Here is a 23470-nt window from a genome sequence, read left to right on the forward strand (position 1 = left end):
ATACTTGCCCACAATTCGAAGAATCATTCTAGCTGCGGCGTGTCGATACGCCTTACACCCGAGCAGGCATTATCTTCGCGATTGCCGGGGAAATTTCAAACAAGGGATGGGCTATGGTTCAGGTTCGTAAACTCGTTTTAGCAATCGCTGCGGCTTCGGCGCTGTCATCGGGAATGGCACAAGCGCTCGGCCTCGGCGGTCTGACCGTGAAGTCGACCCTGAATCAGCCGTTGTTGGCCGAAATCGAGCTGACAGAAGTGCAGGACCTCAATGCCTCCCAGGTGGTGCCGAGTCTGGCGACCTCTGCGGAGTTCGCTCAGGCCGGCGTTGGCCGGGTGGCGATTCTGGATGACCTGACCTTTACCCCGGTCGTAAATCCCGGCGGCAAGAGTGTGTTGCGCATTACCTCCACCAAGCCTATCCGCGATCCCTACGTAAAATTCCTCGTTCAAGTGCTCTGGCCCAACGGCCGGGCGCTGCGCGAGTACAGCCTGTTGCTGGACCCGCCAAAATTCTCGCCACAGGCCGCTGCGGCCGCCGCGCAATTGCCGTCGACCGCACCGAGCGTCGCACCTGCCCCGGCACCTGCCGCCGAGACGCCAGCGGCTGCACCTTCGACGCCAACTCCAGCGCCTGCCCCGGAACCCAAGTTCACCCAATACACCACCGCCAATAACGACACGCTCTGGGAAATTGCCGCGCGCGTGAAAAATGGCGGCACTGTGCAACAGACCATGCTGGCGATTCAGGCGTTGAACCCTGATGCGTTTATTGCCGGCAACATCAACCGCCTGAAAAAAGGCCAGGTGTTGCGTCTGCCGTCGCCGCAGGAATCAACGGCGCTGGCTCAGCCTCGCGCGGTGGCCGAAGTGGCCGAGCAGAATCGTGCCTGGCGCGAAGGCCGACGCCTGCCGAGCGGCGCCCGTCAGGTCGATGCCACCCGTCGCGACCGTGCGGGCGCAGCGCCGTCACAGATCGACGCCAAGGACAACCTCAGCCTTGTCTCTGCCAATAAGGCTGGAGCGAAAGGCAAAGCCAGCGACAACGCCGACATCAGCAACCAGCTGGCGACTACTCAGGAAAGCCTGGACACCACGCGTCGGGACAATGCCGAGCTGAAGAGCCGCATGACTGATCTGCAAAGCCAGGTCGACAAACTGCAGCGCCTGATTCAGCTGAAGAATGACCAACTGGCGAAAATGCAGGCGTCCGGCGCAGCGGTTCCGCCGCCCATTGATGCCGCCAATCCTGCCAATCCCGCTGTCAGCCCCAACAGCGTGACCAACCCCAACAACGCCGCCAACCCGGCGATGCAGGCCCAGGTGGTGCCGAATGCAGCGGCGCCTGATGTTGCCGGGAAGGCACCTGACGAAATCGCGCCCGAAGACGCATTGCCGGTTGACGGTGCGGCGGTGACCAGTGCAACCCCTGATCAAGCGCTGATCGTACCGACTGAGCCGGTGGTCGATGAAGACAACCGCAGCGCCCTCGACAAGATCCTCGCCAGCCCGATGCTCATGGGCCTGATCGGTGGCGGCGCGCTGTTGGTCTTGCTGCTGCTTCTGTTGCTGATGGCTCGCCGACGCAATGCGCTGATCGAAGCCGAACGGCATCGCCAGATGGCGCGTGCGTTGGCCGAAGAGTCGGACTTCGCGTCCGACATGGATATGCCTGCCAGCAGCTTTGAAGGCCTGGAGGCGCCGGTGCCCAACGCAAAGACGCCGCTGGCGCCGACCGTCGCCGAGCCGGTCCGCGAGCACCCGGCTGACGCGCTCGTTCAGGCCGAAATCCACATTGCTTACGGCCGGAGCAATCAGGCTGCTGCCGTTCTTGAAGAGGCCATCAAGCATGAGCCGCAGCGCAGCGATCTGCGCCTCAAGCTCATGGAGGTCTATGCCGAGCAGGACAACAAATCCGGGTTTGTCGCGCAGGAGCGGCAACTGGTGGCCACGGGAAAGAACCACGCTGAAGTCGAAGAGCTGAAATCCCGCTATCCGTCCATGGCAGCAGCAGCTGCGGCGGTAGCAGGGGTGGCGGCCACAGCGGCTTTGGCGGCGGAAATGGACGCAAAATACGTCGAGGACCTGCTTCACGACGAAGCTGAAGTCTCGGCGCAGCCTGCTCCGGTGGCAGAAACAGTGACCGAAGTGCCGCTGGACGAAGAGTTCGACAACGCCTTTGACCTGAGCCTTGATGATCTGGACAGCGAATCGCCTGCTGCTGCGCCGACCCGCGCTGCGGCACAGGACACCGCTGCCCTCGACGATCTGGACCTGGATGCGCCGTTTGCCGGATCGGCGTCTGATGACTTGGACTTCGACGCGATTCTGCGCGAACAACAGGCGACATCCGGCCCTGCTGAGCCCGCCGACCTGGACGATTTCGACCTCAACCTGGCGGAAGATCAGCCGGCGTTGAAAGCCGAAGACGATTATTTGCTGGGGATGGAGGACGATCTGCGTGATCTGCCCCCGTTCGAACAGCCTGCATCGTTGGGCGCCGACAAGCCGGGGCCGGAAGACGACATTGAGCTGCCTGCCGATTTCGACCTCTCCCTGGCGGACGAGATGGAGACCGAGCAAGCGTCCGAGGCATTTGCGTCCGAGATCGACGACGTGAATGCCGAGCTGGACCGTCTCTCCCAGAGCCTGGAACAGCCGCCGATTGCAAAGCCGTTCGACACGGCGTTGGACAAGCCGGTGGACGCGTCGCCGCGTTTCACGGAAGACGATGCGCTGCTGGCGGATGACGAGCCGGAATTCGATTTCCTGTCCGGTACCGATGAAGCGGCCACCAAGCTGGACCTGGCCCGGGCATACATCGAGATGGGTGACGCCGACGGCGCTCGCGACATTCTTGATGAGGTGGTGGCCGAAGGTGACGATGGCCAGAAGACAGAGGCGCGGGACATGCTGTCGCGCCTCGTTTGACGGTATACACCGCTGCAAAAAAACGACCGCTTCGGCGGTCGTTTGCGTTTCCGGGTCGGGCCCTTCGGCTTTTCGCGTGCGTGCGGGTTCACCAGCGCTGCCGATGGCGTCTTTTTTTTCGATCCGTATAATGGCCGCCCTTGCGCACATCGACAGGCTTTAAGCTCTTGGCAACTACAGACACCGAGGCAGAAACAGCGGCAGCCGAACTGGCGGCCGAAGGTTTTTCCAGAATCGCCCTGGGCGTGGAATACAAGGGCTCGCGCTACAGCGGCTGGCAGCGCCAGTTGACCGGTGTGCTGACCGTCCAGGAAGCGCTGGAAAACGCCCTGTCGAAAGTTGCGGATTCGCCGGTGTCGCTGATGTGCGCAGGGCGCACCGATGCCGGTGTGCACGCGTGCGGTCAGGTGGTGCACTTCGATACCCAGGCCGAGCGCAGCATGAAAGCCTGGACCATGGGCGCCAATATCAATCTGCCCCATGACATCAGCGTGACTTGGGCCAAGGTCATGCCCGCGCATTTTCACGCGCGCTTCAAGGCCATCGCCCGACGTTATCGCTATGTGATCTACAACGATCAGATCCGTCCGGCGCACCTGGGCCAGGAAATCACCTGGAACCATCGCCCGCTGGATGCCGAACGCATGGCGCTGGCGGCCGAGTATCTGGTCGGCACCCACGATTTCAGCGCGTTCCGTGCCGGTCAATGCCAGGCCAAATCGCCGATCAAGCAGCTTCATCATTTGCGCGTCACCCGCCACGGCAAGATGATCGTCATTGATGTCCGCGCCAATGCCTTTCTGCATCACATGGTGCGCAACATTGCCGGTGTGCTGATGACCATCGGGGCAGGGGAGCGGCCAATCGAGTGGGCGAGGGAGGTGCTGGAAAGTCGGGTCCGACGCACCGGCGGCGTGACGGCTCATCCTTTCGGCCTGTATCTGGTTCAGGTGGAATACCGCGACGAGTTCCCGTTACCGGATCGCTACATCGGCCCGCATTTTCTCACCGGCTTCACGGAACTGGACGGCTGACGCGGGTGACTGCATTTGCTACCATCCGTGACTTTCGCAAGGCTTGAGGTCTCCACTACATGTCAGCCGTTCGCAGCAAGATCTGCGGGATTACCTGCATAGAAGACGCGTTGGCCGCCGTTGACGCGGGAGCCGATGCCATCGGGCTGGTGTTTTACCCCTCAAGTCCGCGCTTCGTGACGGTCGAGCAGGCCCAGGCAATCGTTGCCGCGCTGCCGCCGTTCGTCAGCACTGTCGGCCTGTTCGTGAATGCAGAGCGCGCTGACTTGAAAGCCCTGCTCGACGTCGTTCCCCTCGACCTCATTCAGTTTCACGGCGATGAAACCCCGGAGCAGTGCGAAGGCTATAGCCGCCCGTACATCAAAGCGCTGCGGGTCCAGGCCGGCGACGACATCGCGGCCACTTGCGATGCTTACGCCAACGCTTGCGGCATCCTCCTCGACACCTATGTCGCCGGCATTCCGGGCGGGACGGGGGAAACCTTCGACTGGGCACTGATTCCAAAACATTTGAGCAAGCCAGTGATCCTCGCCGGCGGGCTGACCTCGGCCAACGTTTCCCAGGCCATTGCGCAGGTGCATCCCTACGCCGTGGACGTGAGTGGCGGGGTGGAGAAATCCAAAGGCCTGAAGGATCACGACAAGATCTGTGCGTTCATGAGTGCAGTACACGGCGCCTAGGTCGTTTGCCCGGCAACATCGGCTGGGATGTGACGGCGGACCAACGGTCGCCGTCCACTAGCCTGCCATCCGCTGATGCGCGTGGCCGAATTGATTGAGCGAAGACGTCTTGCGTCTCGTGATGGAAGTTGAGAGGGGTGTTTGCGAGTGTTGTCTCGGCAGGTCAGGCTTCGCGCCGATCGTTGTACGGCATTTCGCGGCACCTTACATGACATTGGTTTAAGGGCATGCGCATGGCACCTATTGCCATCGCGTTCGAGCCATCGGTACTGGAGAGAGAAAGCATGAGCAACTGGTTGGTAGACAAACTGATCCCTTCGATCATGCGTTCCGAGGTCAAGAAGAGCTCGGTGCCCGAAGGTCTGTGGCACAAATGCCCGTCCTGCGAAGCGGTGCTGTATCGCCCGGAGCTGGAAAAGACCCTGGACGTCTGCCCGAAGTGCAACCACCACATGCGCATCGGCGCCCGCGCCCGTCTGAATATCTTCCTGGACGCCGAAGGCCGTCAGGAGATCGGCGTTGATCTGGAGCCGGTGGACCGTCTGAAATTCCGCGACGGCAAGAAGTACAAGGATCGCCTCGTCGCGGCACAGAAGCAGACCGGTGAAAAGGACGCGCTGATTTCCATGAGCGGCACCCTGTTGGGCATGCCGGTGGTGTGCAGCGCATTCGAGTTCTCCTTCATGGGCGGCTCGATGGGTGCGGTGGTGGGTGAGCGCTTCGTGCAAGCTGCCAACTACGCCCTGGAAAACCGCTGCCCGATGATCTGCTTCGCCGCATCCGGCGGTGCGCGCATGCAGGAAGCCTTGATCTCGCTGATGCAGATGGCCAAGACCTCGGCCGTCCTGGCGCGTCTTCGTGAAGAGGGCCTGCCGTTTATCTCCGTGCTGACCGACCCGGTCTACGGCGGTGTTTCTGCCAGCCTAGCGATGCTGGGCGACATCATTGTCGCCGAGCCAAAGGCCCTGATCGGCTTCGCCGGCCCTCGCGTCATTGAGCAGACCGTGCGCGAGAAGCTGCCGGAAGGTTTCCAGCGCAGCGAATTCCTGCTCGACCACGGCGCGATCGACATGATCATTCACCGTCAGGAACTGCGTCAGCGTCTCGGTAACGTATTGGCCCAGATGATGGGGCTGCCGACGCCGAAATTCGTGGCGCCGACAGTTGAGCCGATCGTTGTACCGCCTGTTCCGGCGAACCTATGACCGCACGCTCGTTGAGCGACTGGCTCAGCTATCTGGAACACCTGCACCCGTCGGCCATCGATATGGGATTGGAGCGTTCGCAGCAGGTGGCAGCTCAGATGGGCCTGACCCGGCCGGCGCCCAGAGTGATCACGGTCACCGGCACCAACGGCAAAGGCTCGACCTGCGCATTCGTTGCTTCCTTGTTGCAGGCCCAGGGCCTGAAAGTCGGCGTTTACAGCTCGCCGCACCTGCTGCGCTACAACGAGCGTGTGCAGGTGCAGGGCGTCGAAGCCACCGACGCCGCGCTGTGCGCGGCGTTCGAGGTGGTCGAGCGCGGCCGCGGCGACATTTCCCTGACCTATTTCGAAATGGGCACGCTGGCAGCCTTCTGGCTGTTCGAGCAGGCCGGGCTGGATGCGGTCGTGCTGGAAGTCGGTCTCGGCGGGCGGCTTGATACGGTCAATCTGATCGACGCCGACATGGCGCTGGTCACCAGCATTGGCGTTGACCACGCGGAATTCCTCGGCAATACCCGTGAGACCGTGGCATTCGAGAAGGCCGGGATATTCCGTGAGGGACGGCCTGCACTGTGTGGCGATCTTGATCCGCCGCAGCCGTTGCTCGACAAAGCGCAGGCACTGCATTGCCCGCTGTCGCTGCGCGGTCGCGATTTCAATCTGCAGATCAACGCGACGGGGTGGGACTGGTCGGGCACTGATGCACAGGGCCGCACAATCGAACTGCATTCGCTGCCGTTACTCGACCTCCCCATGCAGAACGGCGCGCTGGCGCTGCAGGCCTACCTGCTGCTGGATTTGCCGTGGGATGAGTCGACCCTTCGCGATGCGCTCGTCAATACGCGCGTCACCGGTCGCCTTGACCGTCGCAGCATCGACTGGCAGGGGAAATCCCTAAGCCTGCTGCTGGACGTGGGCCACAACCCCCATGCAGCAACGTTTCTCGCCCAGCGCCTGAATCAGCGACCGGTGGCGGGCAAGCGTCTGGCGGTGTTGGGTTTGCTCAGTGACAAGGACCTGCCGGGCGTTCTGGCGGAACTGAGCGAGACGTTCAGCAGTTGGGCCGTCGCACCGCTGCCAACGCCGCGCAGCCGTCCGGCGCAAGAGATCGAACAGGCGTTGCAGAACCTTGGCGCTCGCGTGACGTCTCACCCGAGTATCGCGCTGGCACTTGAAGCTCAGTGCGCCCACGCGACAGCCGACGACGAGATTGTTCTGTTCGGGTCTTTTTACTGCGTAGCCGAAGCCCTGGAATGGCTTGCTGGCGCGTCACGGAGGAAGTGACACATGGCTTTGCTGGATAAAGCGTACAAACAGCGGATGGTTGGGGCATTGGTGCTGATTGCCATCGCGGTGATTTTTCTGCCGATGCTGTTTTCGCGTCAGGACGAAGCCCGCCGTGTTCAGGTCGATGCGCCTGCCGCGCCGCAAGCGCCGGCCACCTCGCAGATCAAGGTCGAACCCGTCAGCGTGCCTGAACAGCAGCCATTGCCGCAGGAGCCGGTGCCAAGCGATGACGAGCTGACGCAGCCTGCTCAGTCCGCGCGTCCTGCCCAGCCCGTTCAGCAGCGCACCAGTCAACAGCCGCCGTCCATGCCCATTGCCCCTGCGCCTTCCAAGCCTGTGGCTGCTGCGCCGAAACCCGTTCAGACCGCGCCCGCGAAGCCTGCTCCGGCACCGACGCCGGCACCCGCTCAAGCGGCAGCGCCTGTCACACCGGCAGCCGAGACCAGCCGGGTCGATGCCAATGGTTTGTCGGTCACCTGGGCGGTACAGCTGGCGAGCCTTTCCAACCGCGCCAATGCCGACAATCTGCAGAAGACGTTGCGCACTCAGGGCTACAACGCCTACATCCGCACCTCAGATGGCGTGAACCGCGTCTTCGTCGGCCCGGTGATCGAACGCGTCGAAGCTGATCGTCTGCGTGACACGCTGGAAAAACAGCAGAAGATCAAAGGCATCGTTGTGCGTTTCCAGCCGGAGCGTAAGTAAGCGTCCCCGGCCGACGCCTTCCCTCCGTAGGACCGGCTTCAGCCGGGAAGGGCGCGGATCAGTCACTCTCCATCTCGCAGTGTGGCAACTGACGCCTTCCCGGCTAAAGCCGGCCCTACGAAATGTCCGCGGTGTCGTTGTAGGACCGGCTTCAGCCGGGAAGGGGCCGGGAAGGGCCGGATCTGACGCCATCGATTTCGGGTTTAACCCCGGCCGATCCCCAACAAAGTCCAATAGTTCGCCTTAAATGCCCTTCATCCGCAATCGCTGCTTACCGGCAGGCGAGTGCTCTGCTAAAATCCGCCGCCTTATCAGTCTGTAGGCTGCGACGTGTCATTTACTCCGGTTGACTGGGCGATCATTGCAATTGTCGCCATCTCAGCTTTGATCAGTCTCAAGCGCGGCTTCGTCAAAGAAGCATTGTCCTTGCTGACGTGGATCATCGCAGGTGCCGTCGCCTGGATGTTTGGCGGATCGCTGGCCCAGTATCTGGTCAACTACATCGAAGCACCTTCGGCGCGCGTGATTGCGGGCTGCACCATTCTTTTCGTCGCCACACTGCTGGTCGGCGCCATGGTCAACTTTCTGATTGGAGAACTGATTCGCGTCACCGGGCTGTCCGGGACCGATCGTTTTCTGGGCATGGTCTTCGGCGCGGCGCGCGGAGCCTTGCTGGTTGTCGTTGCGGTCGGGCTGTTGAGCCTGGGCCCGGTGCAACAGGATCAATGGTGGCAGCAGTCGAGGCTGCTCCCGCAATTTGTCATGGTCGCTGACTGGTCGAAAAACCTGATTCTCGGGATGTCCAGCAAGTGGCTAGCCAGCGGAGTCAGCGTACCTGTTGACATCCCGTTCAAGGATCACCTCCTGCCGCCTACAACGCCGCCGGAAGTGCTCGGTAAATCCAGTTCCACTAAGTAGGGGTTGTGTCGCATGTGTGGCATCGTCGGTATCGTCGGCAAGTCGAACGTCAATCAGGCGCTTTATGACGCGCTCACCGTCCTCCAGCACCGCGGCCAGGACGCTGCCGGTATCGTGACCAGCCATGACGGCCGGTTGTTTCTACGCAAGGACAACGGTCTGGTTCGTGACGTGTTCCACCAGCGCCATATGCAGCGCCTGGTCGGGCACATGGGCATTGGTCACGTACGTTACCCAACGGCGGGCAGCTCGACGTCGGCCGAAGCCCAGCCGTTCTACGTCAACTCGCCTTACGGCATCACCCTGGCGCATAACGGCAACCTGACCAACGTCGAGCAACTGGCCAAGGAGATATACGAATCCGACCTGCGCCACGTCAACACCAATTCCGATTCCGAAGTGCTGCTCAACGTGTTCGCCCACGAGCTGGCCGTGCGCGGCAAGTTGCAACCGACCGAAGAAGACATCTTCGCGGCCGTCACTGACGTGCATAAGCGTTGCCGTGGCGGTTACGCGGTCGTGGCGATGATCACCGGTTACGGCATTGTCGGCTTCCGCGACCCGGATGCCATCCGCCCGATCGTCTTCGGTCAGCGTCACACCGACGAAGGCGTCGAGTACATGATCGCGTCCGAAAGCGTTTCCCTGGACGTGCTCGGCTTCACCCTGATTCGTGACCTCGCCCCGGGCGAAGCGGTGTACATCACCGAAGACGGCAAGCTGCACACCCGCCAGTGCGCCACCAACCCGAAATACGCCCCGTGCATTTTCGAGCACGTCTACCTGGCGCGTCCTGATTCAATCATCGACGGCATCTCGGTCTACAAGGCGCGTCTGCGCATGGGCGAGAAGCTGGCCGACAAGATCCTGCGCGAGCGTCCTGATCACGACATCGACGTGGTCATCCCGATTCCGGACACCAGCCGTACGGCGGCGCTGGAGCTGGCGAACCACCTGGGCGTGAAATTCCGCGAAGGCTTCGTCAAGAACCGCTACATCGGCCGCACGTTCATCATGCCGGGCCAGGCCGCGCGGAAGAAATCCGTGCGCCAGAAGCTTAACGCGATCGAGCTGGAATTCCGTGGCAAGAACGTGATGCTGGTGGATGACTCCATCGTTCGCGGCACTACGTGCAAGCAGATCATCCAGATGGCCCGCGAAGCCGGCGCCAAGAACGTGTATTTCTGTTCCGCGGCCCCGGCTGTGCGCTTCCCCAACGTCTACGGCATCGACATGCCGAGTGCCCACGAGCTGATCGCTCACAACCGTTCCACCCAGGACGTGGCCGACCTCATCGGTGCCGACTGGCTGGTCTATCAGGACCTGAATGACCTGATCGAGGCGGTGAGTGGCAGCAAAAAGATCAAGATCGACAACTTCGACTGTTCGGTCTTCGACGGCAAGTACGTGACCGGTGACATCGACGAGCACTACCTGAACAAGATCGAGCAGGCGCGCAACGACGCCTCCAAGGTCAAGACTCAGGCGGTGAGCGCGATCATCGATCTGTACAACAATTAATCCAGACAAGGAGCAGGCGGCATGACTCAGGAATGGGATGCCGGTCGACTGGACAGCGATCTCGAGGGCGTCGGTTTCGACACCCTCGCGGTACGTGCCGGTCAGCACCGCACGCCGGAACGCGAGCACAGCGATCCACTGTTTTTCACGTCCAGCTACGTGTTCCGCACGGCAGCCGAGGCGGCTGCGACCTTCGCCGGTGAGATCCCCGGCAACGTCTATTCGCGCTACACCAACCCGACCGTGGCCTCGTTCGAAGAGCGCATGGCCGCGCTGGAAGGCGGCGAGCAGGCGGTGGCGACCTCCACGGGGATGTCCGCCATCCTCGCCACGGTGATGAGCTTCTGCAGCGCCGGCGACCACGTGCTGGTGTCGAAGAGCGTGTTCGGTTCGACCATCAGCCTGTTTGAAAAGTATTTCAAACGCTTCGGGGTGGAGGTCGATTACGTCCCCCTCGCCGAATTGTCCGGCTGGGACGCGGCGATCAAGCCGAACACCAAAATGCTGTTTGTCGAATCGCCTTCCAACCCGTTGGCGGAGCTGGTCGACATCAACGGGCTGGCGGAAATCGCCCATGCCAAGGGCACGCTGCTGGTGGTCGATAACTGCTTCTGCACTCCGGCCCTGCAGCAACCGCTGCGCATGGGGGCGGACGTGGTCGTGCACTCGGCGACCAAGTTCATCGACGGACAAGGCCGCGCCATGGGTGGCGTGGTGGTCGGTCGTAGCGAGCTGATGAAAGAAGTCGTCGGCTTCCTGCGCACTGCTGGCCCCAGCCTGAGCCCGTTCAACGCCTGGCTGTTCCTCAAGGGGCTCGAAACCCTGAAAATCCGCATGCGTGCCCATTGCCAGAGCGCTCTGGAACTGGCGCAGTGGCTCGAACAGCAGGAGGGCATCGAGAAGGTGCATTACTCCGGTCTCGAGAGTCACCCGCAACATGCATTGGCCAAGCGTCAACAGACGGCGTTCGGCGCGGTGGTGAGTTTTGAGGTGAAGGGTGGCAAGGACGGCGCATGGCGTTTCATTGATGCCACGCGATTGATCTCGATCACCGCGAACCTGGGCGATACCAAGACCACTATTACTCATCCGAGCACCACCTCCCACGGTCGGCTGTCTCCGCAAGAGCGTGAGGCGGCCGGCATTCGTGACAGTCTGATCCGCGTCGCGGTAGGGCTGGAGGACGTCGCAGACCTGCAAGCGGATCTCGCACGGGGTCTGGCTGCCTTGTAAGCAGGGTGTCCGAACACGAAAGCGAGCCCTGGGGCTCGCTTTTTTGTTTGCGATGTGCAGCTTCGTGCTTGCTGCGAAAAATGGCTCTTTTTAAAAAAACTTCAAGCAGGCTATTGACTTAGGTTCATCACCTGCGTAAATTTCGCGGCCTCAGCGAAGCAAGGGTGATTAGCTCAGCCGGGAGAGCATCTGCCTTACAAGCAGAGGGTCGGCGGTTCGATCCCGTCATCACCCACCATCGTTGAGTGTTTCACAGCAACACTAGACGCTGAAGGATACTGAGATTCAGCAGGACGAAAGTCCACGCACTGCGCAGCGGTAGTTCAGTCGGTTAGAATACCGGCCTGTCACGCCGGGGGTCGCGGGTTCGAGTCCCGTCCGCTGCGCCATATTTTCCGAATCGGGTCTTCCCGGTTCGAGATTGAAAGCCTAGGTTTTCATTCAGTGTTTTACGAAGCAGGCCCAAGGGTCGGTTTCAACAGCGTTAAGCAGATGAAAGTCTGTGCGACAAGCAGCGGTAGTTCAGTCGGTTAGAATACCGGCCTGTCACGCCGGGGGTCGCGGGTTCGAGTCCCGTCCGCTGCGCCATACATCGCTTCGAGGCCCTTGAACGCCTTGAAGCAACAGAGAAAGCGATCCCAGGATCGCTTTTTTTGTGCCTGCGATTTGGCGAACGCTTCGCCTGTCGCGCTGGATGCTGCAGAGCTCGGCGATAAATGCCATGATCGCCGGCTGTTAACGCGGCGCTGTGCGGTGCCTGATTTCGAATTTGGAGAGCTGGACCATGGGCATGAACCAAACCATCACTGTCATCCCGCCGGGCGTACCGCTGACGGGCCATGTGTCGCCGCCCGGCTCGAAGTCCATCACCAACCGCGCGCTGCTCCTGGCTGCCCTTGCCAAGGGCACCAGCCACTTGCGCGGCGCGCTGAAAAGCGACGACACCCGCCATATGTCCAACGCCCTGCGGCAAATGGGCGTGACCATCGAAGAGCCGGACGACACCAGCTTCGTCGTCACCAGCAGTGGGCAACTTGAAGTCCCCCAGGACGCGCTGTTCCTCGGCAATGCCGGCACGGCGGTGCGGTTCCTGACAGCGGCGGTCGGCACGGTAAATGGCAGCGTCACGCTGGACGGCGATCACTACATGCAGAAGCGCCCGATCGGCCCGTTGCTGGAGGCGCTACGCAAAGGCGGCCTGATCGCGGAAAGCGCCACCGGTTGCCCTCCGGTGGCGGTGCACGGGACGGGTTTGATCACCGCCAAACGCTTCGAAATCGACGGCGGCCTGTCCAGTCAGTACGTCTCCGCGCTGTTGATGGTGGCGGCCTGTGGCGATGCACCGATTGAAGTGGCGCTGACCGGCAAGGAAATCGGCGCGCGCGGTTACATCGACTTGACCATCGCCTGCATGCGCGCGTTCGGTGCCGAGGTCGAGGTGCTGGATGACGCGTTGTGGCGCGTTGCACCGACGGGTTACACCGCCTGCGATTACCAGATCGAGCCCGACGCCTCGGCTGCAACCTATTTGTGGGCTGCCGAGGCGCTGACCGGCGGCAAGATCGACCTGGGCGTGGCGGGGGAGGCGTTCACTCAGCCAGACGCCAAGGCCATGGAAGTGATCGCGCAGTTTCCGAAGATGCCTGCGGTCATAAACGGCTCACAGATGCAGGACGCGATTCCTACGCTGGCGGTGCTGGCGGCCTTCAACGAGACGCCTGTGCGCTTCGTTGACTTGGCCAACCTGCGCGTCAAGGAATGCGATCGCGTACAGGCGCTGCACGATGGCCTGAATCAGGTTCGGGCCGGGCTGGCCTCGGTAGAGGGCGACGATCTGTTGGTTGCCGCTGATCCGAGTCTGGCGGGCACCAGCAGTCACGCGCTGATCAATACCCATTCCGACCACCGCATTGCCATGTGTTTCGCGCTGGCCGGTCTGAAGTTGGCAGGGGTGCGGATTCAGGATCCGGAGTGCGTCGGCAAAACCTACCCCGGCTATTGGCGGGCGCTGGAGTTCCTCGGGGTGAAACTGGTGCACGGCGAGGTCTGAGGCGCAGGGCATGCCGGGCCTGCAGCCGTCGACTGATGGACGCCAGGCCCGGTGGGGCGACTTTTCCGACCCCGTTGCAGTCTGATCAGCGCAACCTGCGCTGCCTTGACAGGCCCACGCGTACAGGCCCCGTTCATGGTTGCCGTTTCGATGTATCCACACGGTTGCAAACTCTGCGTTGATCCCATGGCAGGCTTGTTGCAGACTTACCGGCGTTTTCTCCGGTCCACTTTCAGTCGACCAATTGCCCCAGGATGTTTGATGCCTAAATTACTGAGCTTTCGTACCGCATGCTGGGTCATCACCCTGCTGGCTGCCGCAGGCTGCTCGTCGAAGAAACCGACGGTCTATGAGCATGAGAATTTCGACGATGCCGGGACATTCTCCCGCAGCTACCCGGTCTCGGATGCCGCCACCTGCGAAGCGGCCCGAAGGGCGCTGTTGAGTCAGGGCTACATCATTACCAGCAGCGATCCCAAAGTGATCAGCGGCCATAAGAGCTTTCAGCAAACCGGCGAAACACACATGGAGATCAGCTTCAACGTGGTGTGCGCGCCGGACGGCAGTGCTGATAAACGGACCACGATGTTCGCCAATGCGCTGCAGGATCGCTATGCGTTGAAGAAGGTCAATAACTCCGCCAGCCTGGGGGTTGGCGTGCTGGGCTCGGTCTCGATGCCGATTGGTTCGACCGACGACTCGATGGTCAAGGTCGCCAGTGAAACCGTGGCGTCGTCCAAGTTCTATGATCGCTTCTTCGCGCTGGTGGAAAATTTCCTGCCGCCCGAACTGAAGAAGGCTGCACACATTGAAGAGAAGCCTAAAACCGATCTGGGCATGCCTGAGCCGGTGCCAGGCAAGCCGGCGGCGTTGACGGAGCAAAAGCCGGCCGCTGCACCTGCTGCAGCGGCGCCTGCCACGCCTGCACCCACTACGCCCGTCGCACCAGCGCCACTGGCGACCCCTGCGACCCCACCTGCGGCCGCTGCCGAGCAGAGCAGCGAACCGATGCCTGCGCCTGCCGAGGCGGAACCGTTGAAAACCGAAACAGCGGCGCCTGCCGAGGCCGCGCCTGCCACAGCGCCTGCGTCGGCAACGACCATCGAGCCGAGCGCTGCGCCAGCGGTAGAATCAACGCCGGCGCAGTGAGTCATCTGCTAATTCCCAGCAGAGGTCCCGCGTGCTGACACCGCACGTGCAGCAAACGCAAAAGCTGTGGGAGTGACCGGGGTGGCGCTCCACCTTGCTCACGAAGAGGGCATTTCGGCCACTGGAGATTTAATGGCTGTACTGAACTCTTCGCGAGCAAGCTCGCTCCCACAAGGGTGCGCTGGGCCTGCAGATCTTCGATGTCATTCGTAGCCGCGTCACCCTAAAAACAGTTTGTACGCCGGATTCCTGGTTTCGTCCCAGTACGGATAACCAATCTCCCCCAGCGCCTGTGGCACCAGATGCCGTTCATCCTCCGGCACCACCAATCCCGCCACCACTCGGCCATCCGCCGCACCGTGGTTGCGGTAGTGGAACATTGAAATATTCCATTTCCCGCCCAGCTTGTTCAGGAAATTGAACAGCGCTCCCGGTCGCTCCGGGAATTCGAAGCGCAGCACCACCTCGTCGCTGACCCGCTCCGAATGCCCGCCCACCATGTGCCGCAGGTGCAGCTTGGCCAGTTCGTTGTCGGTCAGGTCCAGCACCGGAAAACCCTGTTCTGTCAGGCTCGCGATCAGCGCTTTGCGAGGGTCCGTGTCGGGGTGGGTCTGCACGCCGACGAAGATGTGCGCCTCGCGGTCGGTGTGGTAGCGGTAGTTGAATTCGGTGATCTGCCGCTTGCCGATGGCTTCGCAGAAGGCCTTGAAGCTGCCCGCCTGTTCCGGGATGGTCACGGCAATGATTGCCTCGCGGCCTTCGCCCAGTTCGGCGCGCTCGGCGACGTGACGCAGGCGGTCGAAGTTGACGTTGGCGCCAGAGTCGATGGCGACAAACGTCTGCCCGGTGACGTCGTACTGTTCGGCGTACTTCTTGATCCCGGCCACGCCCAGCGCGCCGGCGGGCTCGGTGATCGAGCGGGTGTCGTCGTAGATGTCCTTGATCGCCGCACAGATTTCATCGGTGCTGACGGTGATGACTTCGTCGACGTAATCCTTGCAGATGTCGAAGGTGTACTGCCCGATCTGCGCTACCGCCACGCCATCGGCAAACAGCCCGACCTGTTGCAGCACCACGCGCTCGCCGTAAGCCATGGCCTGTTGCAGGCAGTTGGAATCGTCCGGCTCAACGCCGATCACCTTGATTTCCGGGCGCAGGTATTTGACGTACGCGGCAATGCCGGCGATCAGCCCGCCGCCGCCGACCGGCACGAAGATCGCGTCCAGTGGCCCCTGATGCTGGCGCAGGATTTCCATCGCCACGGTGCCTTGCCCGGCAATGGTGTCAGGGTCGTCGTAGGGGTGGACGTAGACGTAGCCGTGTTCCTCGACCAGCTTCAGCGAATAAGCCAGGGCTTCGGGAAACGAGTCGCCGTGCAGTACGACCTTTCCGCCCCGGGAGCGCACGCCTTCGACCTTGATCTCCGGCGTGGTCTTCGGCATCACGATGGTGGCCGACACGCCCAACGTCTTCGCCGCCAGCGCCAGGCCTTGGGCATGGTTGCCCGCCGACGCTGTTACCACGCCCCGCGCCAGTTCTTCGGGACTCAGCTGCGCCAGCTTGTTGTACGCGCCGCGAATCTTGAAGGAGTACACCGGCTGCAAGTCTTCGCGCTTGAGCAGCACGTTGTTGCCCAGGCGTTGGGAGAGTTGGCGGGCGGCGTGCAGCGGGGTTTCCACGGCAACGTCGTACACGCGGGAGGTCAGGATCTTTTTGACGTAGTGATTGAGCAGGTCGCCCTGAGCGAGCGGGCGGGCTGGCATCTGATTCATCGTGAGGGCCTCGTCGGAAGGCTTGGGATGATCAGGCGGGCGGCGAAGCAGGCGAGGGAAGGGCGAATGATCATGTCTGGCTCCTGATGTGGTTTTTGGCCCGGGAGACAGAGAGAAAAAACCCGCCTCTAGGGCGGGTTGGGTGCAAACGTCGGCTAACCCGCCATGACTGGAATGGCGGTAATAATTATCGGGCCGAAGAAATGCTGGGATGCGTTCATGGCGTCGAGACTATGGCGAACACGGCGCAGTCGTCAAGTGGGCGACGCCGTCATCGCTCAAAAAACTGACAGTCAGGAAAAAACAAATGCCAGACCCAGGCAAGGCTAACAATCCCTTGGGCCGTCGCCGTTTATCCGCGCGCGTCTACTGTTCAACCGGCTTTCATTTTTTGTTCATGAGGGCACTTTAGGGTTGGGTTCGTAGTCAGTGAATCTGCAGCTGAATGACTCAGCGACACAAGAACACCATCGATCACAAGAACCCGCCACGAGGGCGCAAAAATGGACGAGTACCAAGAAGAACTGCTGGAATACCAGGCGTACGAGATGGACCCGCTGGAACCCGCAGAAGACGCCACCGAGTTGTAGGAAAACCCACGCCTGCCAGTCAGAGCGACTGGCGCTGGCTGCGACGAAACGCACCGGGCGTCTGTTCGGTCCAGCGTTTGAAGGCCCGCTGAAAGGCTTCTGCTGACGCAAATCCCAATAAGTAGGCGATTTCGCCAAAGGCCAGTTCGGTGTCCCGGATGTAGGTCATGGCGAGGTCGCGCCGGGTGTCATTGAGGATCGCACGGAACTGTGTGCCCTCGTCCGCCAGCTTGCGGCGCAGGGTCCAGGTCGGCAGCTTCAGTCGCGCGGCCACTTCTTCGAGATCCGGCTCCCGCCCCCCATTCAACAACGGCCCCAGCAATTGGGTGATGCGCTCGCGCAGGCTGCGGGTTCGGGTGAGTTGTTCGAGTTCCCGTTCACACACCTGCAGCAGATGCCGCCAGGTACTCGGCACGTGGTCGGGGTTGCGCAGGCCCAGCTGACGCTGGTTGAGGCGCAGCTGATTGACGCCCGCCGCGAAACCGACCGGCTGCTCGCAGAGCGCGGCGTATTCAGCGGCGTAGGCGGGGGCGTCGAACTCGATCTCCAGACGTTCGGCTATCAGCGTCGTCCCGCTCAGCGTCGACAGCTGGTGCAGCCAGCCGCTGAGGATCGAATCCACCACGAAGCGGTTGTAGCCGTTGTACGGGCTGATGGAATAGAAGCGCAGCCAGGCGCCGTCGCTGTCTTCGTGCAGGCTCGACTGGCCGCGATAATTCGAGCCGTACAGCGGTTCAAAACGAATCAGCGTGCGCGCCGCTTCGCGCACGGTCGGCGCCTGCGCGGCCGTGATGCCCGCCAGACCGGCGTGGCTCAGACGGCTGGATTGGCCCATCCGCAGGCCCAAGGCAGGCACGCCGGTCAGCTCGACGGCCCCATGGCCCAGGCGCATGTAGCGCGGGATCGACAGCCGGGCGCCGGCCTCACCGAGTCGTGCGGCATCCAGGCCGTATTGCTGCAGCAGTGGTTGCGGGTCCTGGCCTTCGTTGCGAACAGCGTCGGCGAGGCTGTGGACGAACCCCACGGACAGATCGCCCAGACGCACACGAGGGGAGGTCATCGATTACAACCACAGATTGATCAGGCGGGCGCCATGCCCGGGGCGAACGCCTTTCGGGGCAGCGCTGATGGACTGCTCGGCGACGCTTTGCCCGCCGCGACTGGCGAAACTGTGGCCGGCGCTGCCCTGGTCCCAGAACTGGCCGCGCATGAACACGCTGACGCCGGCCTTCGCCGTGCTGGCCGGTGTCAGGGCCAGTCGGCGCCAGGCTTCACCCTGGGTGATCGGTTTGGCCCCCAGATTCAAATGGGCCGCCAGCGCGTCATGCTTGTCGCTGCGCCAGGGTTGCGTCCAGCCGTACGTGCCGGCGACGTAGGCCGGTACTGCAATCAGCTCGACGCCGCTCGCGTTGAGTCGCCCGTAATTGTCGGGGTACCAGCTGTCGCTGCCGATCAATGTCGCCAAACGGCCGGCCGGGGTGTCGATCACGTTGAGCGGCGCGTCCTTGCCAGGACGGATGTAACCCCGCTGGTTCCAGCCCGGGAACAACTGACGCTGCGGTTGCCCCAAAGGCAGGCCGTCGGGGCCGAACACCAGGCTGCTGTTATAGAGCGCGCCGCGGCCGATGTGCAGTTCGCCGTTTTCCACGTGCGGGCTGGGCAGCACGATCGAGCCGGCCACCAGCGTCACGCCGAATTCCTTTGCCAGCCCGCCGAACACGTTCTGATAATCCTGCGCCATGCTGTGCGCCTTCATGCGCAGGCGTGCGTCCTCGAAGCGGCTGCTGCCCCGCGCGTGAATCACTGCGTCGATGAACAGCAGCGGATTACTGAACGCCAGCCAGTTCATCGCCTCGTCGAAGGTGGTGGCCTGGTAGAACTGGGCTTTTTCGTCCACCGCCAACAACCAGGTGCCGATGTGCTCGGGCAGCACCACAATGGTTTTATCGTTGAGCAGCCCATGGTCGCGGGCCTGGACCAGGTACGACGCCAGCTTGCGATACAGGCGTTTGGCACTCGAATAATCGGAAGGGAACAACTCGGGCTGAATGCCCAGCAGGTTGCCGCGTTCACCGGGTTGCCCGTCGTTGATCACCAGCTGAATGCGCAGGTCTGTCAGGTAATGCCCGACATGACGTTTGCCCGTCCACAGCCCGTAGCTGACGAGAAGAATCACCAGCACTGCAGCGGTAAGTGAGCCGAGAACTTTGCGCATGAAGAAAGGAGAGCTGCCTCTGGGAAGAAAGCGCGCAGGGCGCGATGACGTTGCCGGAAGGCTACGGCAAAACGCTGCTTTGGAGAAGGTTTGCCAACGGCCAGAGCGGCCATTCGGCGAATGGGTTCAAGCGAGGCGGCATCGGCGGCCGCCTGCGCTGTATGGATCAACCGTGATGCCTGCGATTTGCAGGCATCACGGGCGATGCGTTTTACAGGCGGAAGCGGCTGACCAGCGTGTTGAACGAAACGGCCAGGCGGGAAAGATCCTGGGTCGATGCGTTGGTCTGGTGCGCACCGGCCGCCGTCTGGGTAGACAGATCCTGGATGTTCACCAGATTGCGGTCCACCTCGCGCGCGACATTCGCCTGCTCTTCGGAGGCCGTGGCGATGACCATGTTGCGTTCGTTGATCTGGGCGATGCCGTCGGCGATCTGCTCCAGTGCGCGGCCCGTTGCCTGGGCCAGCGCCTGGGTGTCGGTCACCAGCGCCTGACTTTTGCCCATCGCCCCCACCGCCTGATCGGCGCTGGCCTGGACGCTGTTGATCATGCCTTCGATTTCACCGGTTGAGGCCTGGGTGCGTGCAGCCAATGCCCGGACTTCGTCGGCAACCACGGCAAAGCCTCGGCCCTGTTCACCGGCACGGGCGGCTTCGATGGCGGCGTTCAAGGCCAGCAGGTTGGTTTGTTCGGCAATGCCGCGAATCACGTCCAGGACTTTGCCGATGTCCCGCACCTGCACGGCGAGGTCGCGGACCATGTTGGTCGAGGTGGCGATTTCGGTGGTCGCGCTGTTAATGGCTTCGACCGCGCCACGGGCCTGGTCACGGCCGTCGCTGGCCTGTTTGCTGGTGGTTCGGGACGCGTCGGACGTGGACACGGCGTTGCGCGCCACTTCTTCCACCGCGGAAGTCATTTCCGTCACAGCGGTCGCGGCCTGCTGGATTTCGTCGTTCTGGCGGACCAACCCTCTGCTGCCGTTATCGCTGACGGTGGTCAGCTCTTCTGCGGCGGAGGCCAGTTGATTGGACGCATCGGCAATCTGCTGAATGGTGCTTTTCAGGCTGCCCTGCATTTCGCCCAGCGCCGTCAGCAATTGCCCGGCTTCATCGCGGCCGGTGCTGACAACGGGTTGCGTCAGGTCACCGCCGGCGATGCTCCGCGCGCTTGCGACCGCATAAGCAATAGGACGGCTGATCAGACGACTGATGAACATGCCCAGCAGAATCGCCGCCAGAAAGGCAATGCCGATGCCGATGTACAGCGCGGTCTTGGCGGAGGACTCCATGCGGGCGGCGTCCTCGGCGCCTTCGCCAATCTGCCGGTTATTGGAGTTAACTATGAGGGTCAGCTCATCGAGCACCACGTTGTAGGCCGTCTGAAGGTCGCCGAACAACAACGCGCGGCCGCTATCAAGGTCGCCGGCCTTCATGAGGCCGAGGTATTTCTGGACCAGCGCCTGGTAGATCGGCCAGTCCTTTTCCATCTGATCGCCCGCCGCGCGCTCATCGTCGGCGAGCGGGGTCTTGCGGTATTCGGCGAACGCTTTTTCGCTCTGCTGCTGATTGGCGTTCATTGAGGCAATCACTTCGTCCCTCACGCCCTGGGGCATGCCGGCGGCAGTGGCCGTGTATAACCGATACAGATCGCGGCTTTGCCCTACGGCGTTGGTTCTGGCCCCGCCGGTTTTTGCGACGGACACCAGGTTATTGCTGAACACCAGTTTCAGGCTTTCCGACAGGTCGGACACGCCACGGCTTCCGAGCACACCCACGCCCAGGGTGATGAAGGCGCACAGCACAAAGGCTGTGACCAACTTGGTCGAAATTTTTGCATCATTGATCCAGCTCATTGATCGTCCTGCCGAGGTGTTGAGAAGAAGGACATTGCTCAGACATCGGGGAAGTGCGGCAAGGTCGTCGTGGGGCTATCGGCGGCGAAGTGCAAGTCTGGAGGGTGGCCCGACGAATGATGAGGTGCACCGCTTGGTCATTGATTTGTCACTTCCAGTCATTGAGCATGGCCGGGCGGCTGTTTACTGTTTGCGTCATGTACAAGGCGCTCGTCCAAGGCCCTGACTGATTCGACGGGCGCCACAGAGCGCCCGCACCCCGTGATGATGCTCGATGGAGTTTTTATGGCCGCCCCCCACTACCCGCACCTGCTCGCTCCCCTGGACCTGGGTTTCACCACGCTGCGCAACCGCACACTGATGGGCTCCATGCATACCGGGCTTGAAGAGAAGCCGGGCGGATTCGAGCGCATGGCGGTGTATTTCGCCGAGCGCGCACGGGGCGGGGTCGGCCTGATGGTCACCGGCGGTATCGCACCGAACGCAGAAGGCGGGGTGTATTCGGGGGCGGCCAAGCTGTCGACGCCGGAGGAGGCGGCCAATCATCAGGTTGTCACCAACGCCGTGCACGAAGCAGGCGGCAAGATCTGCATGCAGATCCTTCACGCCGGGCGTTACGCCTACAGCCCCAAGCAGGTGGCACCGAGCGCGATCCAGGCGCCGATCAACCCCTTCAAGCCCAAAGAACTGGACGAAGAGGGCATCGAAAAGCAGATTCAGGATTTCGTCACCTGTGCGACCCTGGCGCAGACCGCCGAGTACGACGGCGTCGAAATCATGGGCTCCGAAGGCTATTTCATTAACCAGTTTCTCGTTGCCCACACCAACCATCGCACCGACCGTTGGGGCGGCAGCTACGAAAACCGTATGCGCCTGCCGGTGGAGATCGTGCGCCGCGTGCGTGAAGCCGTCGGCCCGAAGTTCATCATCATTTATCGCCTGTCGATGCTCGACCTGATCGAGGGTGGCAGCACTTGGGAAGAAGTGGTGCAACTGGCCCAGGCCATCGAGCGTTCGGGCGCCACGCTGATTAACACCGGCATTGGCTGGCACGAAGCGCGCATTCCGACCATCGCCACCAAGGTGCCGCGCGCGGCGTTCGCCAAAGTGACCGCGAAAATGCGCGGCTCGGTGTCGATCCCGCTGATCACCACCAACCGCATCAATACCCCCGAGGTCGCCGAGCAGGTGCTGGCCGAAGGCGACGCCGACATGGTCTCCATGGCGCGCCCGTTTCTCGCCGACCCGGAATTCGTCAACAAGGCCGCGGCCGGTCGCAGCGACGAGATCAACACCTGCATCGGCTGCAACCAGGCGTGCCTCGACCACACCTTCGGCGGCAAGCTCACCAGTTGCCTGGTTAACCCCCGCGCCTGTCATGAAACCGAGCTCAATTACCTGCCGGTCACCCAGGTCCGGAAAATCGCCGTCATTGGCGCCGGTCCTGCCGGCCTCGCTGCCGCGACTGTTGCGGCCCAGCGCGGGCATGAGGTGACGCTGTTCGACTTGGCCAGCGAAATCGGCGGGCAGTTCAACATCGCCAAGCGCATTCCGGGCAAGGAAGAGTTCTTCGAAACCCTGCGCTACTTCGGCCGCAAGCTGCAGACAACCGGCGTCGACCTGCGCCTGAACACCCGCGTCACTGTCGATGACCTGCTTGGCAAGGGCTATGACGAAGTGATTCTGGCCACCGGCATCGCGCCCCGCACGCCCGCCATCCCCGGCGTCGACAACCCCAAAGTGTTGAGCTACCTCGACGTGATCCTGGGCCGCAAGCCGGTGGGCAAGTCCGTCGCCGTGATCGGCGCGGGCGGCATTGGCTTTGACGTGTCGGAATACCTTGTGCACCAGGGCGTCTATACCAGCCTGGATCGCGACGCGTTCTGGGACGAGTGGGGCATCGACACCCAGCTGCAAGCGCGGGGCGGCGTGGCCGGGATCAAGCCTCATCCCCATGCGCCAGCGCGTCAGGTGTTTCTGCTGCAGCGCAAGGCCACCAAAGTCGGCGACGGCCTCGGCAAAACCACGGGCTGGATTCATCGCACGGGGCTCAAGAACAAACAGGTGCAGATGCTCAACAGCGTGGAATATTTGAAGATCGACGACGCCGGTTTGCATATCCGGATTGGCGCGGAGGGCGAGGAGAAACTGCTGCCGGTGGACAACGTGGTGATCTGCGCGGGGCAGGATCCGCTGCGTGAACTGTATGACGGGTTACAGGCAGCGGGGCAGAGCGTTCATCTGATTGGCGGGGCTGATGTGGCGACTGAGCTGGATGCCAAGCGGGCGATTGAGCAGGGGTCGCGGTTGGCGGCGGGGTTGTAAGGAGC

Annotated in this window: 15 protein-coding genes, 3 tRNA genes and 1 pseudogene; 15 read left to right on the top strand and 4 right to left on the bottom strand. The window is 62.2% G+C overall.

The features are described from left to right. Nucleotides 1-113: 113 nt before the first annotated feature. The 14 genes and pseudogenes from SLW74_RS09560 (at nt 114) to SLW74_RS09625 (ending at nt 14711) form a co-directional block, all read left to right on the top strand. On the top strand, nt 114-2930 hold the full coding sequence (locus tag SLW74_RS09560) for a FimV/HubP family polar landmark protein (protein WP_410928714.1): 2817 nt from the start codon (nt 114-116) through the stop codon (nt 2928-2930). Between the two features lie 209 nt (nt 2931-3139). Then, the gene (truA, locus tag SLW74_RS09565; RefSeq protein ID WP_410928814.1) at nt 3140-3964 is read left to right on the top strand and encodes a tRNA pseudouridine(38-40) synthase TruA; all 825 of its coding nucleotides are present in this window, start codon (nt 3140-3142) and stop codon (nt 3962-3964) included. Nucleotides 3965-4023: 59 nt separating this feature from the next. Beyond that, nucleotides 4024-4644: a phosphoribosylanthranilate isomerase gene (locus SLW74_RS09570; protein WP_410928715.1), complete on the top strand. Its 621-nt coding sequence runs from the start codon at nt 4024-4026 to the stop codon at nt 4642-4644. 284 nt (nt 4645-4928) lie between these two features. Continuing rightward, nucleotides 4929-5849 (top strand): acetyl-CoA carboxylase, carboxyltransferase subunit beta, encoded by a 921-nt coding sequence (accD, locus tag SLW74_RS09575; RefSeq protein WP_065986414.1) that lies wholly within the window; start codon nt 4929-4931, stop codon nt 5847-5849. After that, nucleotides 5846-7152: pseudogene (folC, locus tag SLW74_RS09580) on the top strand (bifunctional tetrahydrofolate synthase/dihydrofolate synthase). Before accD ends, folC begins: the two are co-directional and overlap by 4 nt. Then, complete coding sequence (locus SLW74_RS09585; RefSeq protein ID WP_065986401.1) at nt 7136-7840, top strand: SPOR domain-containing protein; 705 nt, start codon at nt 7136-7138, stop codon at nt 7838-7840. Before folC ends, SLW74_RS09585 begins: the two are co-directional and overlap by 17 nt. 330 nt (nt 7841-8170) lie before the next feature. Continuing rightward, the gene (locus SLW74_RS09590; protein ID WP_065986402.1) at nt 8171-8758 is read left to right on the top strand and encodes a CvpA family protein; all 588 of its coding nucleotides are present in this window, start codon (nt 8171-8173) and stop codon (nt 8756-8758) included. Between the two features lie 12 nt (nt 8759-8770). Beyond that, on the top strand, nt 8771-10279 hold the full coding sequence (purF, locus tag SLW74_RS09595) for an amidophosphoribosyltransferase (RefSeq protein ID WP_065986403.1): 1509 nt from the start codon (nt 8771-8773) through the stop codon (nt 10277-10279). 21 nt (nt 10280-10300) lie between these two features. Further along, complete coding sequence (locus SLW74_RS09600; protein WP_065986404.1) at nt 10301-11512, top strand: O-succinylhomoserine sulfhydrylase; 1212 nt, start codon at nt 10301-10303, stop codon at nt 11510-11512. A 162-nt stretch (nt 11513-11674) separates the two neighbouring features. Beyond that, nucleotides 11675-11750: transfer RNA gene (locus SLW74_RS09605), tRNA-Val, on the top strand. 74 nt (nt 11751-11824) lie between these two features. Beyond that, nucleotides 11825-11901, top strand: a tRNA-Asp gene (locus SLW74_RS09610). Nucleotides 11902-12023: 122 nt separating this feature from the next. After that, nucleotides 12024-12100 (top strand) — tRNA-Asp (locus SLW74_RS09615). A gap of 196 nt (nt 12101-12296) precedes the next feature. Further along, nucleotides 12297-13562: a 3-phosphoshikimate 1-carboxyvinyltransferase gene (locus tag SLW74_RS09620; protein ID WP_410928716.1), complete on the top strand. Its 1266-nt coding sequence runs from the start codon at nt 12297-12299 to the stop codon at nt 13560-13562. A 261-nt stretch (nt 13563-13823) separates the two neighbouring features. Beyond that, nucleotides 13824-14711 (top strand): DUF2242 domain-containing protein, encoded by an 888-nt coding sequence (locus SLW74_RS09625; protein WP_410928717.1) that lies wholly within the window; start codon nt 13824-13826, stop codon nt 14709-14711. Between the two features lie 218 nt (nt 14712-14929). Here the strand turns inward: SLW74_RS09625 and ilvA are convergent, their stop codons facing one another. The 4 genes from ilvA to SLW74_RS09645 form a co-directional block, all read right to left on the bottom strand. Continuing rightward, the gene (gene ilvA / locus SLW74_RS09630) at nt 14930-16474 is read right to left on the bottom strand and encodes a threonine ammonia-lyase, biosynthetic (protein ID WP_410928815.1); all 1545 of its coding nucleotides are present in this window, start codon (nt 16472-16474) and stop codon (nt 14930-14932) included. 618 nt (nt 16475-17092) lie between these two features. Continuing rightward, nucleotides 17093-18133, bottom strand: a complete 1041-nt coding sequence (locus tag SLW74_RS09635; protein ID WP_410928718.1) for an AraC family transcriptional regulator — start codon at nt 18131-18133, stop codon at nt 17093-17095. A 3-nt stretch (nt 18134-18136) separates the two neighbouring features. After that, entirely contained in the window at nt 18137-19288 is a 1152-nt protein-coding gene (locus SLW74_RS09640; RefSeq protein WP_410928719.1) for a carbon-nitrogen hydrolase family protein, read from the bottom strand. A 211-nt stretch (nt 19289-19499) separates the two neighbouring features. Then, nucleotides 19500-21140, bottom strand: a complete 1641-nt coding sequence (locus SLW74_RS09645; RefSeq protein ID WP_065986134.1) for a methyl-accepting chemotaxis protein — start codon at nt 21138-21140, stop codon at nt 19500-19502. Nucleotides 21141-21425: 285 nt separating this feature from the next. Here SLW74_RS09645 and SLW74_RS09650 point away from each other — a divergent pair, with 285 nt between their 5' ends. Further along, nucleotides 21426-23465: an FAD-dependent oxidoreductase gene (locus SLW74_RS09650; RefSeq protein ID WP_410928720.1), complete on the top strand. Its 2040-nt coding sequence runs from the start codon at nt 21426-21428 to the stop codon at nt 23463-23465. The last annotated feature ends 5 nt before the right edge of the window (nt 23466-23470 follow it).

Origin of the sequence: Pseudomonas sp. W5-36 (genome assembly GCF_046540455.1) — a bacterium.
GTDB classification, from domain to species: domain Bacteria; phylum Pseudomonadota; class Gammaproteobacteria; order Pseudomonadales; family Pseudomonadaceae; genus Aquipseudomonas; species Aquipseudomonas graminis_B.

Coding starts and splice junctions, on each gene's coding strand:
- SLW74_RS09625 (WP_410928717.1), top strand. CDS start 13,824: ATGCCTAAATTACTGAGCTTTCGTACCGCATGCTGGGTCATCACCCTG.
- SLW74_RS09620 (WP_410928716.1), top strand. CDS start 12,297: ATGGGCATGAACCAAACCATCACTGTCATCCCGCCGGGCGTACCGCTG.
- SLW74_RS09640 (WP_410928719.1), bottom strand. CDS start 19,288: ATGCGCAAAGTTCTCGGCTCACTTACCGCTGCAGTGCTGGTGATTCTT.
- SLW74_RS09585 (WP_065986401.1), top strand. CDS start 7,136: ATGGCTTTGCTGGATAAAGCGTACAAACAGCGGATGGTTGGGGCATTG.
- SLW74_RS09650 (WP_410928720.1), top strand. CDS start 21,426: ATGGCCGCCCCCCACTACCCGCACCTGCTCGCTCCCCTGGACCTGGGT.
- SLW74_RS09570 (WP_410928715.1), top strand. CDS start 4,024: ATGTCAGCCGTTCGCAGCAAGATCTGCGGGATTACCTGCATAGAAGAC.
- SLW74_RS09600 (WP_065986404.1), top strand. CDS start 10,301: ATGACTCAGGAATGGGATGCCGGTCGACTGGACAGCGATCTCGAGGGC.
- purF (WP_065986403.1), top strand. CDS start 8,771: ATGTGTGGCATCGTCGGTATCGTCGGCAAGTCGAACGTCAATCAGGCG.
- SLW74_RS09635 (WP_410928718.1), bottom strand. CDS start 18,133: ATGACCTCCCCTCGTGTGCGTCTGGGCGATCTGTCCGTGGGGTTCGTC.
- ilvA (WP_410928815.1), bottom strand. CDS start 16,474: ATGCCAGCCCGCCCGCTCGCTCAGGGCGACCTGCTCAATCACTACGTC.
- SLW74_RS09560 (WP_410928714.1), top strand. CDS start 114: ATGGTTCAGGTTCGTAAACTCGTTTTAGCAATCGCTGCGGCTTCGGCG.
- SLW74_RS09645 (WP_065986134.1), bottom strand. CDS start 21,140: ATGAGCTGGATCAATGATGCAAAAATTTCGACCAAGTTGGTCACAGCC.
- accD (WP_065986414.1), top strand. CDS start 4,929: ATGAGCAACTGGTTGGTAGACAAACTGATCCCTTCGATCATGCGTTCC.